The sequence below is a fragment of the Enterobacter sp. CM29 genome (assembly GCF_013179605.1).
GTDB classification, from domain to species: Bacteria; Pseudomonadota; Gammaproteobacteria; order Enterobacterales; family Enterobacteriaceae; genus Enterobacter; species Enterobacter intestinihominis.
In genome coordinates, this window is the sequence record NZ_JABMCU010000107.1 from 1 (window position 1) to 15234 (window position 15234).

General features: G+C 56.6%; 9 protein-coding genes, 3 tRNA genes and 1 pseudogene. 6 read left to right on the plus strand and 7 right to left on the minus strand.

What is annotated here, in order from left to right:
* On the plus strand, positions 1-383 hold a 383-nt coding region (locus HP459_RS14080; protein WP_171936362.1), incomplete at its 5' end, for an aminotransferase class V-fold PLP-dependent enzyme.
* Entirely contained in the window at positions 383-829 is a 447-nt protein-coding gene (csdE, locus tag HP459_RS14085; RefSeq protein WP_023298505.1) for a cysteine desulfurase sulfur acceptor subunit CsdE, read from the plus strand. The genes HP459_RS14080 and csdE, both read left to right, overlap by 1 nt.
* On the opposite strand, the gene tcdA is transcribed toward csdE, so the two are convergent.
* Both tcdA and mltA read right to left on the minus strand, forming a co-directional pair.
* Positions 820-1626 carry a tRNA cyclic N6-threonylcarbamoyladenosine(37) synthase TcdA gene (gene tcdA, locus HP459_RS14090; RefSeq protein ID WP_006811804.1) on the minus strand — a complete coding sequence of 269 codons (807 nt, stop codon included), beginning with the start codon at positions 1624-1626 and terminating at the stop codon, positions 820-822. The two genes, csdE and tcdA, sit on opposite strands and share 10 nt — an antisense overlap.
* A gap of 75 nt (positions 1627-1701) precedes the next feature.
* Positions 1702-2799, minus strand: coding sequence for a murein transglycosylase A (gene mltA, locus HP459_RS14095; RefSeq protein WP_022649225.1), 1098 nt, complete (start codon positions 2797-2799; stop codon positions 1702-1704).
* 208 nt (positions 2800-3007) lie between these two features.
* Here mltA and HP459_RS14100 point away from each other — a divergent pair.
* The 3 genes from HP459_RS14100 to HP459_RS14110 all read left to right on the plus strand — a co-directional run bounded on the left by HP459_RS14100 (position 3008) and on the right by HP459_RS14110 (position 3326).
* Positions 3008-3084: transfer RNA gene (locus HP459_RS14100), tRNA-Met, on the plus strand.
* Between the two features lie 44 nt (positions 3085-3128).
* A tRNA-Met gene (locus tag HP459_RS14105) sits at positions 3129-3205 on the plus strand.
* A gap of 44 nt (positions 3206-3249) precedes the next feature.
* Positions 3250-3326 (plus strand) — tRNA-Met (locus HP459_RS14110).
* Positions 3327-3415: 89 nt separating this feature from the next.
* Here HP459_RS14110 and amiC read toward each other — a convergent pair.
* Complete coding sequence (gene amiC / locus HP459_RS14115; protein WP_022649226.1) at positions 3416-4669, minus strand: N-acetylmuramoyl-L-alanine amidase AmiC; 1254 nt, start codon at positions 4667-4669, stop codon at positions 3416-3418.
* 227 nt (positions 4670-4896) lie between these two features.
* On the opposite strand from amiC, the gene argA reads away from it, so the two are divergent.
* Positions 4897-6228 carry an amino-acid N-acetyltransferase gene (gene argA / locus HP459_RS14120; RefSeq protein WP_022649227.1) on the plus strand — a complete coding sequence of 444 codons (1332 nt, stop codon included), beginning with the start codon at positions 4897-4899 and terminating at the stop codon, positions 6226-6228.
* A 33-nt stretch (positions 6229-6261) separates the two neighbouring features.
* Here the strand turns inward: argA and recD are convergent, their stop codons facing one another.
* The 4 genes and pseudogenes from recD to recC form a co-directional block, all read right to left on the minus strand.
* Positions 6262-8082: an exodeoxyribonuclease V subunit alpha gene (gene recD, locus HP459_RS14125; RefSeq protein WP_046618689.1), complete on the minus strand. Its 1821-nt coding sequence runs from the start codon at positions 8080-8082 to the stop codon at positions 6262-6264.
* The gene (gene recB, locus HP459_RS14130) at positions 8079-11621 is read right to left on the minus strand and encodes an exodeoxyribonuclease V subunit beta (RefSeq protein WP_022649229.1); all 3543 of its coding nucleotides are present in this window, start codon (positions 11619-11621) and stop codon (positions 8079-8081) included. The genes recD and recB overlap by 4 nt, the downstream gene beginning before the upstream one ends.
* Positions 11618-14500: a pitrilysin gene (ptrA, locus tag HP459_RS14135; protein ID WP_171936363.1), complete on the minus strand. Its 2883-nt coding sequence runs from the start codon at positions 14498-14500 to the stop codon at positions 11618-11620. The genes recB and ptrA overlap by 4 nt, the downstream gene beginning before the upstream one ends.
* Positions 14501-14639: 139 nt before the next feature.
* A pseudogene (gene recC, locus HP459_RS14140) lies at positions 14640-15234 on the minus strand (exonuclease V subunit gamma); the annotation flags it as partial.

Consider the following 15234-nt stretch of genomic DNA (forward strand, 5'->3'; position numbering starts at 1 on the left):
ACGTGGCAGGGGTTATCGGTCTGAGCGCAGCGCTCGAATTTCTCGCAGATACGGACGTGGCTCAGGCTGAAAGCTGGAGCCGGGGCCTGGCGACGCTGGCAGAAGAAGAGCTTAAGAAACGCCCCGGGTTTCGCTCGTTCCGCGTCCAGGACTCCAGCCTGCTCGCCTTTGATTTTGCGGGCGTACACCATAGCGACATGGTGACGCTGCTTGCCGGATACGGCATTGCCCTGCGCGCAGGACAGCACTGCGCCCAGCCGCTGCTGGCGGCCATGGGGGTGAGCGGTACCCTGCGCGCCTCGTTTGCACCGTACAACACAAAAAGTGACGTCGACGCGCTGGTTTCCGCCGTCGACCGCGCCCTGGAATTACTGGTGGATTAATGACAAGTTCAGCCTTAGCCGGGCATCCGTTCGGCACCGTTATCACTGAAGAGACGTTAAAACAGACCTTCGTCCCGCTCACGCAGTGGGAAGATAAATATCGTCAGTTGATCCTGCTGGGCAAACAGTTGCCCACGCTGTCAGACGAACTGAAATCGCAGGCGAAGGAGATAGCTGGCTGCGAGAACCGCGTCTGGCTTGGGTTTAGCATATCCGGTGAGAAACTGCATTTCTTCGGCGACAGCGAGGGACGCATTGTTCGCGGTCTGCTGGCCGTGCTGTTGACCGCAATCGAAGGGAAAAGCGCCGCAGAGCTGCTGGTGCATTCTCCGCTGGCGCTGTTTGATGAGCTGGGACTTCGCACGCAGCTTAGCGCCTCGCGCGGTCAGGGACTGATTGCGCTAAACGACGCGGTGCTGGATGCCGCCCGTCAGGCTCAGGCCTGACGTTCCGCCTTCGCCATCATCTTCTTCAGGGCGTGAGAGACCGCCACAAAGCCGAAGGAGGCGGTCACCATGGTGGCCGCTCCAAACCCTGAGGCACAATCCATCCGCTTTGGCCCTTCCGCCGTGCTTTTCATTGCACAGACCGAACCATCCGCCTGCGGATAAACCAGCGCTTCTGTCGAGAACACACAGTCCACGCCCAGCTTGCCTTTACTGTTCTTCACCACGTTGAAGTCGCTTTTTAAGCGCTCGCGCAGCTTAGCGGCCAGTGGATCCTGAATGGTTTTCGCCAGATCTGCCACCTGGATCTGCGTCGGATCAATTTGTCCACCCGCGCCGCCCGTTGTCACCAGCGGCACCTTGTAACGACGACAGTAAGCGATCAGCGCCGCTTTTGGCCGCACGCTGTCGATGGCGTCAATCACATAGCTGTAGCCTTTGCTCATGTACTCCGCGACGTTATCTGCCGTCACAAAGTCGTCAATCACCGTTACGCGGCACTCCGGGTTGATGAGACGAATACGCTCCGCCATCACCTCGGACTTCGCCAGACCGACGTTATCACGCAGGGCGTGGATCTGACGGTTAGTGTTAGTGACGCAGACGTCATCCATATCAATCAACGTAATTGCGCCAATGCCGGTTCTCGCCAGCGCTTCTGCCGCCCACGAACCCACGCCACCAATGCCCACCACGCAGACATGCGCATCCGCGAACAGTTGCAGGGCTTTTTCACCGTATAACCGTGCCGTGCCGCCGAAACGCTGGCGCCAGGCATCGCTGATTACCACAGACATAAAACCTCAGATATAAAAAGGGTGAGGTATTCCTCACCCTGAACCGTAATCCGTCTTGCGCTCAGAATACCACACTCAGCCGCTAAATACGTTCCCGGTACCCGGCGCTGTCTTCAGCACCCACACGCGCCCGTAGTGGTTATACCAGCCTGCACGGTGGCCGGCATCCGGGCCGATGCCCTGGTAAATATCGAAGTGCTGACCTTTAATCGCCCCGCCCACGTCCAGCGCCACCATCAGGCGTAATTCATACTTGCCGTTGAATTTGCCGTTGTTGTCGAGGAGAGGGACTTCCGCCAGCAGCGTAGTACCCGCCGGGATAATCGAACGATCCGATGCCACAGAAGCGCGGCCAATCAGCGGGACGGCGCTCGCCCCTTTCACCGGCGCAAAGTTCTGCGGTTTGAAGAAGACAAACGATGGATTCTGCTCAAGCAGCTCACGCACTTCCGCTTCGCTGTGTTTTTCGCCCCACTCGCGGATCGCCTGCATCGACATATCTTCTCGTTTCACTTCACCACGGTCGATGAGCACCTTACCGATGCTGCGATAGGCATGGCCGTTTTTCCCGGCATAGCTAAAGAAGTTCAGCGGCGAGCCGTCGCCAAAATCAATATAGCCGCTGCCCTGCACGTCCATGATGAAGTTATCCATCAGCGAGTTGCTGTAGGCCAGCACGTAATTTTCGCTAAGCGCACCGGCATAGATTTCAGCGCGGGACGGGAGACGACCGCGTTTTGGCGGCATGCGGTAAATCGGATACTGGAATTCGCCCTGACGCGTGTGTCGTGCCTGGACAACCGGGGTGTAGTAGCCGGTAAACTGAACGTTACCGTAGTTATCCGCCCCTTCCATCTGCCACGCGTCAATACCAAACTGGCGCATATTGCGCGTATCACCGCCAGCACGCAGCCAGTCCTGCACTGCACTATAAACGTTGTTCTGTGAGCCATACAGGCGTGGCGACGCTTTGCGGATCTGGTATACCTGCTCGGAGAAATCCCCGGCATTGATTGGAGCACCCACGGCATCTGGCTGGTTAACTAAAGAGAAAGGCTGGGATAACTTCCCGTCTTTATACTGTTGACCGCGATCGGTCGGTTTGGAAGAGCAGGCCGCAAGAATCGCTACCATTGCGCCTGTCATCAGATACTTCACCCAACGTCCTTTCATTATATCTCGTCTTTTAGTTGCCCAATTCCGCGTGATGAAGATAACAAACCCACCGTGGTAATGAAATGCGATCGCCTTCCCTTTGGCAAATTCTGGACAAAAAATAGTCCAAAGTGGCTATTCCCGTTCATTTTGCATACAAAATAATGAATTATGCGAAAAAGGGGTTGCATCACAAACCTATCCGAGTATAGTGCGCTTCCACGGACGCGGGGTGGAGCAGCCTGGTAGCTCGTCGGGCTCATAACCCGAAGGTCGTCGGTTCAAATCCGGCCCCCGCAACCAATTAAAATTTGATGAAGTATCTTCTACGACTGTAGAAAGACGGACGCGGGGTGGAGCAGCCTGGTAGCTCGTCGGGCTCATAACCCGAAGGTCGTCGGTTCAAATCCGGCCCCCGCAACCAATCAAATTTGAAGAAGTAAGTTTCTACAAGTGTAGAAAGACGGACGCGGGGTGGAGCAGCCTGGTAGCTCGTCGGGCTCATAACCCGAAGGTCGTCGGTTCAAATCCGGCCCCCGCAACCAACACTTCTTAAAACAATAAACACCCTTAAGGGTGTTTTTTTGTATCTGCCGTTTGTGAAAGTGCCGGGCGAGATACCCGGCGTAATACCCTATCCCCGCCGCGCCAGCGTTTCCCCGTCTGAGAAATAGGCCCGAATACCCGCCAGAATCGACTCCGCCACTTCCTGCTGGAATTTAGCCGTCTTGAGCTTGCGTTCCTCTTGCACGTTACTGATAAACGCGGTTTCGACCAGAATGGACGGAATATCTGGCGCTTTCAGTACTGCAAATCCGGCCTGCTCGACGCTGTTTTTGTGCAGCTTGTTGACCCGGCCCAGTTTGCCCAGCACCGCTTTACCAAACTTCAGACTGTCGGTAATGGTCAGCGACTGCACCATATCAAACAGCGTATGGTCGACGTAACGATCCCCGCTTTTGCTCACGCCACCGATTAAATCCGAGGCGTTCTGCGTGTCCGCCAGGTATCTCGCGGCGGTACTGGTCGCCCCTTTCGTTGACAGGGCAAACACCGACGATCCGCTCGGCTGGCGGCTGGTGAAGGCATCCGCATGAATAGAGACAAACAGATCCGCGCGCTGCTTCTGCGCTTTCGCCACGCGGACCTTCAGCGGGATAAAGACATCTTCGTTGCGCGTCATGTAGGCGCGCATATTGCCCTCTTTGTCGATTAACGCCTTCAGACGACGGGCAATTTGCAGCACCACATCTTTTTCGCGGGTGTGATATTTCCCAACGGCGCCGGAATCTTCTCCGCCGTGGCCAGGATCGAGCATGATCACAATCGGACGATCGCGCCCCGCCCTGCCCGGCTTAGGACCACTTTGCGCAGGTGGGACCTGCCGCTGGAGATCGCCTTTGTTGTAATCTTCAAGTAACGCCAGGAGCGGGTCCTGAATATCCGTTGCATTCGCCGGATAGAGATCCATTACCAGGCGCTCCTTAAAGGCGGCAACAGGCGCAAGGGCAAAGAGCTGCGGTTTCACGTTCTGCTTGAGCTCAAACACCATGCGCACGGTTTGCGGATCGAACTGCCCGACGCGCGCCGATTTGATAAAAGGATCGTCGCCACGGATCTGCGCCGCCATGCCTTTAAGCACGGAGTTGAGATTCACACCTTCGAGATCAACCACCACACGTTCAGGATTGCTGAGGGCAAATTGTTTGTATTTCAGCACGCGGTTGGACTCGACCGTCACGCGCGTATAGGTCGACGACGGCCAGACGCGCACCGCGACTACCTGGCTTGTGGCGGCAAGACCCACCTGGCTGACGCTAAGCAACCACATCGCCCCGGCCCCTTTTAACAGGCGGCGGCGGCTTATTGCTGAATTGGATCCCGACATGCTTCTCCCGAGCAAGAAATCTGATTGATGAACAAAACGCCCAAATTGACCGAAAACTTTAACGAATGACGCATAAACTGTCATCTATAAAAGGGTAAACAATCATACGTTAACGCACGGATTACTTATTATTTTCTGTGTGTCGCAGAAAATTTTGGCTTGCACACGCGGCCACAATCGAATAAAAATACATAAATAACGAATAAACATTCATTAAGGGTTGTGTCATGGTTAAGGAACGCAGAACCGAACTGGTCCAGGGATTCCGCCATTCTGTTCCCTATATCAACACCCATCGGGGGAAAACCTTTGTCATCATGCTTGGCGGCGAAGCCATTGAGCATGAGAACTTTTCCAGTATCGTCAATGATATCGGCCTGCTGCACAGCCTCGGCATCCGTCTGGTGGTGGTGTATGGCGCACGTCCGCAAATCGAAGCCAACCTGGCCGCCCATCACCATGAGCCGATCTACCACAAACATACCCGCGTGACGGATGCGAAAACCCTCGAACTGGTCAAACAGGCGGCGGGTCTGTTGCAGCTCGATATCACCGCCCGCCTGTCGATGAGCCTGAGTAATACGCCGCTGCAGGGCGCGCACATCAACGTGGTGAGCGGCAACTTTATCATCGCTCAGCCGCTCGGCGTGGACGATGGCGTGGATTACTGCCACAGCGGCCGCATCCGGCGCATTGATGAAGAAGCCATTCACCGCCAGTTAGACAATGGCGCGATCGTCCTGATGGGACCCGTTGCCGTTTCCGTAACGGGTGAAAGTTTTAATCTGACCTCAGAAGAGATTGCCACCCAGCTGGCCATCAAGCTGAAAGCGGAAAAAATGATCGGCTTTTGCTCCTCACAGGGTGTCGTGAACGATGAGGGCGTGATTGTGCCAGAACTTTTTCCGAATGAAGCCCAGGCGCGCGTCGAAGCGCTGGAAGCACAAGGCGATTACTATTCCGGTACCGTGCGTTTTCTGCGCGGCGCCGTCAAAGCGTGCCGCAGCGGGGTACGCCGCAGCCACCTGATCAGCTATCAGGAAGACGGCGCGCTGTTGCAGGAACTGTTCTCCCGGGACGGGATCGGTACGCAGATCGTAATGGAGAGCGCCGAGCAGATCCGCCGTGCCACCATCAATGACATCGGCGGCATTCTGGAGCTGATCCGTCCGCTGGAACAACAGGGCATTCTGGTTCGCCGCTCCCGCGAGCAGCTGGAGATGGAGATCGACAAGTTCACCATCATCCAGCGAGATAACCTGACCATTGCCTGTGCGGCGCTTTATCCGTTCCCGGAAGAGCAGATTGGCGAAATGGCGTGCGTTGCCGTGCACCCGGATTACCGTAGCTCCTCGCGGGGGGAACTGCTGCTTGAACGCGTGGCGGCACAGGCGCGCCAGATGGGTCTGAGCAAGCTGTTCGTGCTCACCACGCGCAGCATTCACTGGTTCCAGGAGCGCGGCTTCACGCCGGTGGATATTGATTCGCTGCCGGAAAGTAAGAAAGAGATGTACAACTACCAGCGCCGCTCGAAGGTGTTAATGGCGGACCTGGGATAACAATCACCCTCTCCTGTCGGAGAGGGTGATTACTCAGACAGATTCAAAAATCGCGCTTAATCCGCTTCTGCGCTCGGTGCGAGTGGCAATCGCCTGACCCAGCACGCGTTCATCCGCATACAGCGACAGACGCTGGCGCGCACGGGTAACGGCGGTGTAGACCAACTCACGGGTTACGACCGGCGAAAGCTGTGTCGGCAGGATCAGCGCCGCATGGTTGAACTCTGAGCCCTGAGACTTGTGTACCGTCATCGCCCATGCCGTTTCATGCTCTGGCAGACGGCTGGGCTGGACGGACTTCACGCTGCCGTCCGGTAGCTGGAACCAGACGCGCAAACCGTTACCGCGATCGAGCGCAATACCGATATCCCCGTTGAACAGCCCCAGCGTACTGTCGTTGCGGGAGATCATCACTGGCCGGCCTTCATACCATCGCGAATGCTGCTGACGGTTAATTTTGCGTTTCTGCACCAGCAGCTGCTCCAGCCTGTCGTTCAGGCCCGCAACGCCGAACGGCCCTTCCCGCAATGCGCACAGAAGCTGGTATTCGCCAAATGCGGCAATGACCTGCCCGGGCTGACTGCGCTGCTGCACGCAGCTCAGAAAACGCTGGTATCCCTGGAGAGCCTCCTCAAGCATAGCCTGATACTCTTCCCCGCTTTGCAGCGATTTCTTTTCAATGTCAGTGAAAGAGCCGTCAAACACCGTGCGCGTGGCATGCCGATCGCCACGGTTGACCGCCGCAGCCAGCTGGCCGATGCCGGAGTTGCTACCGAAACGGTAGCTTTTTTGCAGCAGACACAGGCTGTCACGCAGTGCGCCTGCGACCGGCGAGTGATCGGGTTCAAGCGAGCAGCCGGTCAGGCGGGCAAGCTCCTGCGCCCGCGCGGCGGTATAACCGTAGCTGGCGTAGGTACAGATATCCCCCAGTACCGCCCCGGCTTCCACGGAGGCGAGCTGGTCGCGATCGCCCAGGAAAACCACGCGCGCATGCGGCGGCAGAGCATCGATCAGGCGCGACATCATGGTCAGGTCAATCATGGAGGCTTCATCCACCACCAGCACGTCCAGATGCAGCGGATTACCCGCATGGTAGCGCAGCCGCTGGCTACCCGGCTGCGCGCCGAGCAGACGGTGCAGGGTACTCGCTTCACCCGGGAAAAGCGCAAGCTGCTCCTGAGTGAGCGGCAGCTGTTGCATCGCACCGCCCAGTGATTCGGTCAGTCGCGCCGCTGCTTTCCCGGTGGGCGCCGCCAGACGAATACGACATCGCTGCTCGCCTGATAGCTGGATCAGGGCTGCCAGCAGCTTTGCGACGGTCGTGGTTTTCCCGGTCCCCGGGCCACCTGAAATCACCGAAATCCGCCGCGTCAGGGCGACGGCCGCCGCCACTTTCTGCCAGTCTGTAGGCTCACCGGAGTCAAACAGCCTGTCCAGTGTCTGGCGAAGCTGCGCTTCGTCGCAGGGAAGCGGCGCGTTGGTCTCACTAAAGAAACGCGCTACCGTCAGTTCGTTTCGCCACAGACGGTTCAGATATAAGCGCTCCCCCGTCAGGATCAGCGGCGCCTGGTTTTCTCCCGGCCCGACGGCCGACGATTCGCGCAAAATTTTCTGCCAGTCCACCCTCTCCCCCAGCAGCGCAAAGCAGGACTGGAGGACAGGCGGCATTTTCTCGTCAACAACCAGACGCGAGAGCGGCAGACACACATGCCCCTCTCCGGCGTCTTTACTTAATAGGGCAGCGGCAAGCATCACGGCGGGCTGGTCAGCGGCAATCATCATGGCAAACTGCACATCCAGCTGACGCAGCACGCGTTGCTCTACCGCTTCCAGCAATAAGTCCTGCATCGTCATGCCATCTCCTCCGTGTTTGCTGCAAACAGGTTATCCATTTTATTAATCAATTCCGCATCCGGACGGGTGCTGAAGATCCCGGAGCGCGGATCGGCAGCGTCGACCCCGCGCAAGAAGAGGTAGATGACGCCACCAAAATGATCGTCGTAGCGGTAATCCGCAATACGGTGGCGCAAATAGCGGTGCAGCGCTAGCGTGTAGAGCTGATATTGCAGATCGTAGCGATGCATTTGCATGGCTGCCGCCATCGCCTGCTGGGTATAGGCTTCGCTGTTCTCGCCCAGCCAGTTCGATTTGTAATCCAGCAGGTAGTACCGTCCTTCGTGACGGAAGACCAGGTCGATAAAGCCTTTCAGCATGCCCTGCACCTGACGGAAGTTCAGCGGCGGGCAACCGGCTGAGAGCGGATCGTACTGACGGATAAGCGCATCGAGCGCGTCGGCCTTAAGCGGGCCTGCGACAGGCAGATAAAACTCCATCTCAACCTGTTTATTTCTGGCCGTTAGCTGACGAAGAGCGAAGCCCTGCTCAGTCAGCGGCGCCTGCAAAATGGCGTTGATCCAGTCAGTGAGAACGGGCTGCCAGTGCGCGTCATAGCCCCCGCTCTGTAACATCTTCAGCACCCACTCCTCACTGACAGGCTGAGTAAAATCAAGCTCTTCAAAGAGGCTGTGCAAAAAGGTGCCCGGCGACGCGCCGCGTGGGAACTGATGCGGAGTTAACGTCGGTTCAACCGGAATATCACCCACCCCTGCGGCATCCACGTCCAGCTTCGGCATGAGATCCAGCGCAATACTTTGCCCGTGCTGTTGCAGGCCAGAATAGCTGGTGACGCGCCAGTCGTCGGCAAGCACCCGCGTGATCTGGCGCGCATTAAGGTCGGTCGCGGGCTCTTGCGCCATTTGCCAGCGGCTATTGTCTGGCAGAGACGGGATATGCAGCGCGATATCGTCACCGCAGAGCGACTCAATGCAGAGGCGCAACCCCGCCGCATCTTTCGGCTCGCCACGCTGAATAAGCCGCCCTAACGCGCTTAAATGGAAATCGCTTTCCCCTGTTTTCTCCCCGCGACGGCGGAAAACCGGGGCGACGCCCAGGCTGCAATGCCAGACAGAACGGGTCAGCGCCACGTAAAGCAGGCGCAAATCCTCCGCCAGACGCTCCGCTTCTGCCAGTTCAACGCTGGTCTCCGCCTTGCTGAGATCGAGCACCGCATCGAAAGTCTCGCGGTCATGGTAAAAGGCCTGATCCTGAACCCGGTAGTTCGCGATGAAAGGCAGCCAGACCAGCGGATATTCGAGACCTTTGGATTTGTGAATGGTGACGATTTGCACCAGATGCTTATCGCTCTCAAGACGCATCTGCTGGCTTGAAGAGTTACTGTTTGGATCCGCGATTTGCTGCGCCAGCCAGCGCACAAGGGCATGTTCACTTTCAAGCTGGGTACCCGCTTCCTGTAACAGTTCGCTGATGTGTAAAATATCGGTCAGACGCCTTTCACCGCCGGATGTCGCCAGCATATTTTCGGCAATCTGACGCCGTGTCATCAGCTCGCGCAGCATCGCCATGACGCCGCGCTTTTGCCAGCGTTCACGGTAATGGACAAACTCTTCTACCACCGCATCCCATGCGTTTTCGTCATGGTTGAGTTCATCAATATCCCGTGCGTTCAACCCCAGCATAGAACTGGCCAGCGCGCTTCGAAGCGTATTTTCGCGCTCCGGCGCCAGCACCGCCTGAAGCAACCAGAGCATTTCCTGGGCTTCCAGCGTGTCGAACACGCTGTCGCGGTTAGAGAGATACACTGACGGAATATCCAGCAACGTTAGCGCATCGCGGATTAACGCCGCTTCCTGACGACTGCGCACCAGCACGGTAATATCAGAGGCCTTTACAGGATATGCCTGTTCCCCCTTCCACAGTAGTGCCTCGCCGCGCGCGCCTGCGCTTAGCCAGTCACGGATTTGCGCGGCGCAGTGCTGGGCCATCGCCGCCTGATAATCGGCAACGCCATAGCCTTCCCCCTCAAGCAGCCAGAAGGTCATGGCGGGTTGTACCGCACCGCTGACTTCGAAGCGCAGGGATGCGTTTTTTGGGGCGGATTTCACCGGCAGGAAAGGGATTTCATTGAACATAAACGCCGTCTCCATACGGCTGAACAGCGCATTGACGCTCTCAACCATCCCCGGAGCGGAGCGCCAGTTGGTATCTAACGTGTAATGCGCGACCACCTCACTACGGGCTTTCATATAGGTGAAGATATCTGCCCCACGGAAGGCGTAAATGGCCTGTTTAGGGTCGCCTATCAGCAGCAGGGCAGTGTCGGGCTGCTGTCGCCAGATGCGGCGAAAAATGCGGTACTGCTGGGGGTCGGTGTCCTGAAATTCGTCAATCATCGCCACCGGAAAACGGGTACGGATCGCGCTGGCGAGCGCTTCACCATTCTCGCTGGACAGGGCTTCGTCCAGGCGGCTCAGCATGTCATCAAACCCCAGCTCGCCCCGGCGACGTTTTTCGCGCGCGACTGCCTGGCGGATCTCCGTCATGGCGCGGGTGATCATCAGGTCATTGAGCGTTAATGGCTCCGCAAGCAACGCTTCAATCGCCACAAACAGGGGATGCTCAGGCACAATACCGTCGGCTTTGGTTCGCTCGGTCAAAAAGCGCTGCGAAAATTTTTCCAGTGCGTCCGGAAGCTGGTAACCCCGCGTCTCCTCCTGGGCCCAGGCGCTGATCTTTTCGATCCACTTCCCCTGGTTCCCACGGTTGAACTTGCGTCTGTCGATGCCTGAGTTTTCGATGATTGCATCAATTTCACCAACCGACTCATTCCACTTCTGCTTAAGCGCGGTAATTTTGGCGACGATCTTTTCATGGCGCGAGGCCAGCGTTTCATCGGCAGGCGGAGGAGATTTAATGACCGGCGCTTCGCCTTGCAGGTAACGGTCGATGGCGCGAAGAAGCTCTTCCGGACCTTTCCACAGGGCGTGAACCGCTTCAGCAATGTCGCGCTGCAACGGATAACAGTGACGACGCCAGAAATCCGCACAGGCCTGATAGCGAAGCTCGGATTCATCTTCAATAAGCTGCTGCTCAAAGAGCATGCCGGATTCAAACGCATTCAGGCTCAGCATGCGCTGACAAAAACCGTGAATGGTGAAGACGGACGCTTCATCCATTTGCCGTTCGGCCAGCAGCAGCCATTGCGCAGCCTGTTGCTTATCCGCAATCTCGTCCAGCAGGCTCGCGTAGAGGGGGTTATCCGTCGTCTGACGCAGACAGGCGATGCGCAGCTCATGAATGTTGCTGCGAATACGGCCACGCAGCTCGGCAGTGGCCGCTTCGGTGAAAGTTACCACCAGCAGCTCTTCCACGCTTAACGGGCGCGAAAAAGCGGCGTTGCCGCCGAGCCCCAACAGCAGACGCAGATAGAGCGCGGCGATGGTATAGGTTTTTCCCGTTCCCGCTGAGGCTTCAATCAGTCGCTCACCCTGTAGAGGTAAACTTAGGGGATCAAGCGGCTCAGCGGTATGGGTCATTCTTTCTTACTCCAGGGCATAGTTTGTTGCAGCGCGCTGACGCTCTTCCAGACGGTCCACTCTTTTGATTTTACGTAGTCCGTTTTCCCGTTCTGGCTGCCAGAAACCTGAGACAGGATGGCCATACCCTGCGGTTTAACTACCGCCTGATGGAAGAAATCGGCAACTTTTTGTGGCGTCAGCTGTTTTATTTCGGCCACTATTTTATCACGCGAATCAAATTTCATATTACCGCGATCAAAATCTTTGCTCAGCTGCGAGGCCTCTTCACCCAGCGTCTGCGGCGGTTGCATCACCTGGGCGATAACCGCCTGCTGGATCTGGGCAAACTCTTCCGGCTTCATGGCGCGCAGTTTTGCTTCCGCCTGCGGGAAGAATGCCTGATAACGTTGCCACAGGTAAGCAGGTTGTTTGTCGCTGCTTTGCAGAAGGAAGCCCAACCCCCACTGACGGCCCACATTCATCGAGAAAGCGAATACCGCATAACCCAGCTGCTCTTCGGTGCGCAGCTGGTTGTAAAACCACGGCTGAATAATTTGACCGAGCACCGCACTCTGGGCAGAGCTGGTAAATTCGTCATATCCGACAGGGACAAACACCGCGGCCAGCGCGGAATCCGTGCTGCTTCCCGCTTTTTCGAAGATCGCATTCTGCTTTTTCTCTACCAGCACATCCTGGTTACGGCACCACTCATCGCCTTTTGAACCCAGTTGCGCACGCACGTTTTGTGCCAGCGTTTTAGCCTGATCTTCGCTCATGTTCCCTACAACCAGGAACTCCGGACGAGTATTGGTTTTCAGCGAATCACGGTAAGCCAGCACCTCTTTTAAGGTGACTGAGGGCAATAACGCGCGGCGATCTTCGCGCTGGAAATAAGGAATTTGGGACAACATCTGTGCTGGCATAATCGCCTGATCGTAGGCTTTACCCTTCTCGGCAGAATCCATCATCTGGGCATACCAGGACTTAGCCTGCTCGAGCTGTTCTTCCGTAGGCGTATAGCTGAAATAACCGTCCAGCAGCGCCTGGAACAGCTGCGGCAAACGCTGGGTATAGCCGTTGGAATTCACCATCAGGCCGTTATTGGCATTGGTGGAGAAACTGATACCGCCAACGGCAGCCTGGTTGCTGAGCTGATCGAGGGCAATACCGGCCAGATAATCGTTAAGCGCAAACAGCACCTGGTTTCTGGCGCTGTCCATTGCTTTAGGATTACGCAGCACTACGCTGACATCCGCTTTTGGCTCGTCGCCGAAATAGCGGCTTGGGGTGTAGACCACGCGCAGCGTCGGCTCATCAACAATCAGCTCCGGATGCGGATAGGCCTTTGCAGGTTTGATCAGCGAGAAATCGTCCGGGATGTAGGGGTTAAGCTCCGGTAACTTCAGCGCAATTTCCCCCGCCTTTTTCTGCCAGCCCGCGAAGGTCTGTTCGCTGATTTTTTCAACCTGATACGGGGCATCAACGAAGTAGGCCATTTTGTTATGCGGTTCGTTCGGGCTGATATACCAGACGCGGGCATTCTGCGGAGTCATCATCGCCAGACGCGCTTTGAGCGCCCCGGCGTCATACTGATCGGCAATATTTACCGCATCCAGCGTATGTTCCACCGGCACGCGGATCATGGTATCTGCCAGCCACTCGACGTAGTCCATATCACGCGTAATAGAGGGATAGCGGAAATCGAGATCCAGCACGTGCGCCAGCTCGTCGAAGTAGCGTTTATCGACGCCTTTGTCGCGCAGCAGAGAGAGATAACTGAAAATGGCCGCAACGACGTCGTCACGGTGAGCCAGCCCTTTATCGGTCAGCGTCGCGGAGATGGCCAGCACGCCGCTATTCCCGTTTACGACGGGATCGGAGTCAGCGCGAATACCTTCCACCAGCCCCTGCTTTTGCAGCCAGTCGGAGAGCGTACCCGGGCTGCGGTTACCGATAAGATAAGTCACCAGCTCGTCGGTTTTGCTGCGGAACTGCGCCGTGTTGTTATCAATACGGAATTCAACGCGTAACACCTTGCGCGGCAAGGCCGGCACATAGTGAATAACAATGCCTTTTTGCGCGTCCGTGACAACCGGCACGTTAATCTGCGGCAGATCGATATTTTTATTTGGCACCCTGCCATAGGTCTGCGCAGCCATGTTTGCCAGCGTCGGCAACGGTTTATTGCTGTAGATAACCGCTTTCATCAGATTGGCGGAATAGTATTTTTCACGAAACGCATGCAGCGCATCGAGCACCGGGCTACCCGGCTTGTCGCTCAGCGTTTCAAGGTTACCGCCTGAGAAGCGCGAACCCGGATGCGCCGGATTGATGGTTTCAGCGCTAACCTGCGCCATGCGCATACCGTCTCGCGTGCGCGCCATCGTCAGTTCGGCGTTTACGGCGTTGCGTTCCCGGTCAGCATATTTTTTATCCAGCAGCGGTGCGGCGATGGCATCCGCCAGACGGTCCACCGCCCCGTCAAGCGCATCATTTTCCACTTCCAGGTAAAACGCGGTACGATACGGCGCAGTGCTGGCGTTGTGGCTGCCGCCATGCATTTTCAGAAATTCGGACAGGCTGTCAGGCTGTGGGTATTTTTTAGACCCCATCAGCGTCATGTGCTCAAGGTAGTGCGCCAGTCCCGGATGGGCGTCAGGATCTTCCAGCGATCCGACCGGCACAACCAGTGCAGAGAGCGATTTAACCGCCTGAGGATCGGAAACCAGCAGCACGGTCATCCCGTTATCAAGACGAATCGCCTGATACTGACGGGTGTCCTTATCGCTCTTACGGATTGTTTCCTGGACAGGTTGCCAACCGGAATCGGCCTGAGTGACGGGAGCCCAAAGGGCGATAAACAAAACAAACGCTTTGAACAAGGTGCTGCCTGGCATTACGACCTCTTTATCACGGCTACATCATTAACAACGTGCGTGCTGGACACGCCAGCATCTCTTTCTTTGGGTACATCAGTCCGTGATAAGAGGTGCATCATAAATGAACACCCCGTACTGTGCAATTTTTATACAGCACTCAGGACTGCTTAAATTTGAACAACGGTAACAGGTAGCGTTGCGCCTCTTCCGTGATAATGTCGAAATATTCTGGCTCCAGCGTTCGCCATAAACGTTGATACCAGACATCGTCGCCCTCGCCACGTACCATCATGTTCCCTTCGTAGGCCTGCAAAAACTTGCTGCGCGCTTTCTGGAGCGAAGCCTCATCCGTTAACATGGCATCATTCTGCGCGTCGTAACAGGCTTTTATCCATGCCCCCCCACTTTCAGGCAGCAAAAGCAGAGGCTTGTTCATGCCCTGACGATAACCTTCAATATAAAGCGACAGATACGTCAACGCCTGCTCAGGCTCCATCGGCGGGAAGCGCCACTCGCCGTCCTTACGTACAAACAACCGGCTTTCGCCTTCGTGACCACTCGCACTGTAGACAAGATGTTCGAGCCAGAGTTGCAGGCCATGTGAAACGCTGAGCATAGATGGGCGCCAGCGTAGCAGCCCGTCAGACTGCACGTGCGTGAGCCAGCCGCTGAGGTGCATACCGTTACAATCGAGATCAATTTCAATGCTGCTCGCCGGTTGCCGACACGCGATAACCCGGTCAGCAAGCGCT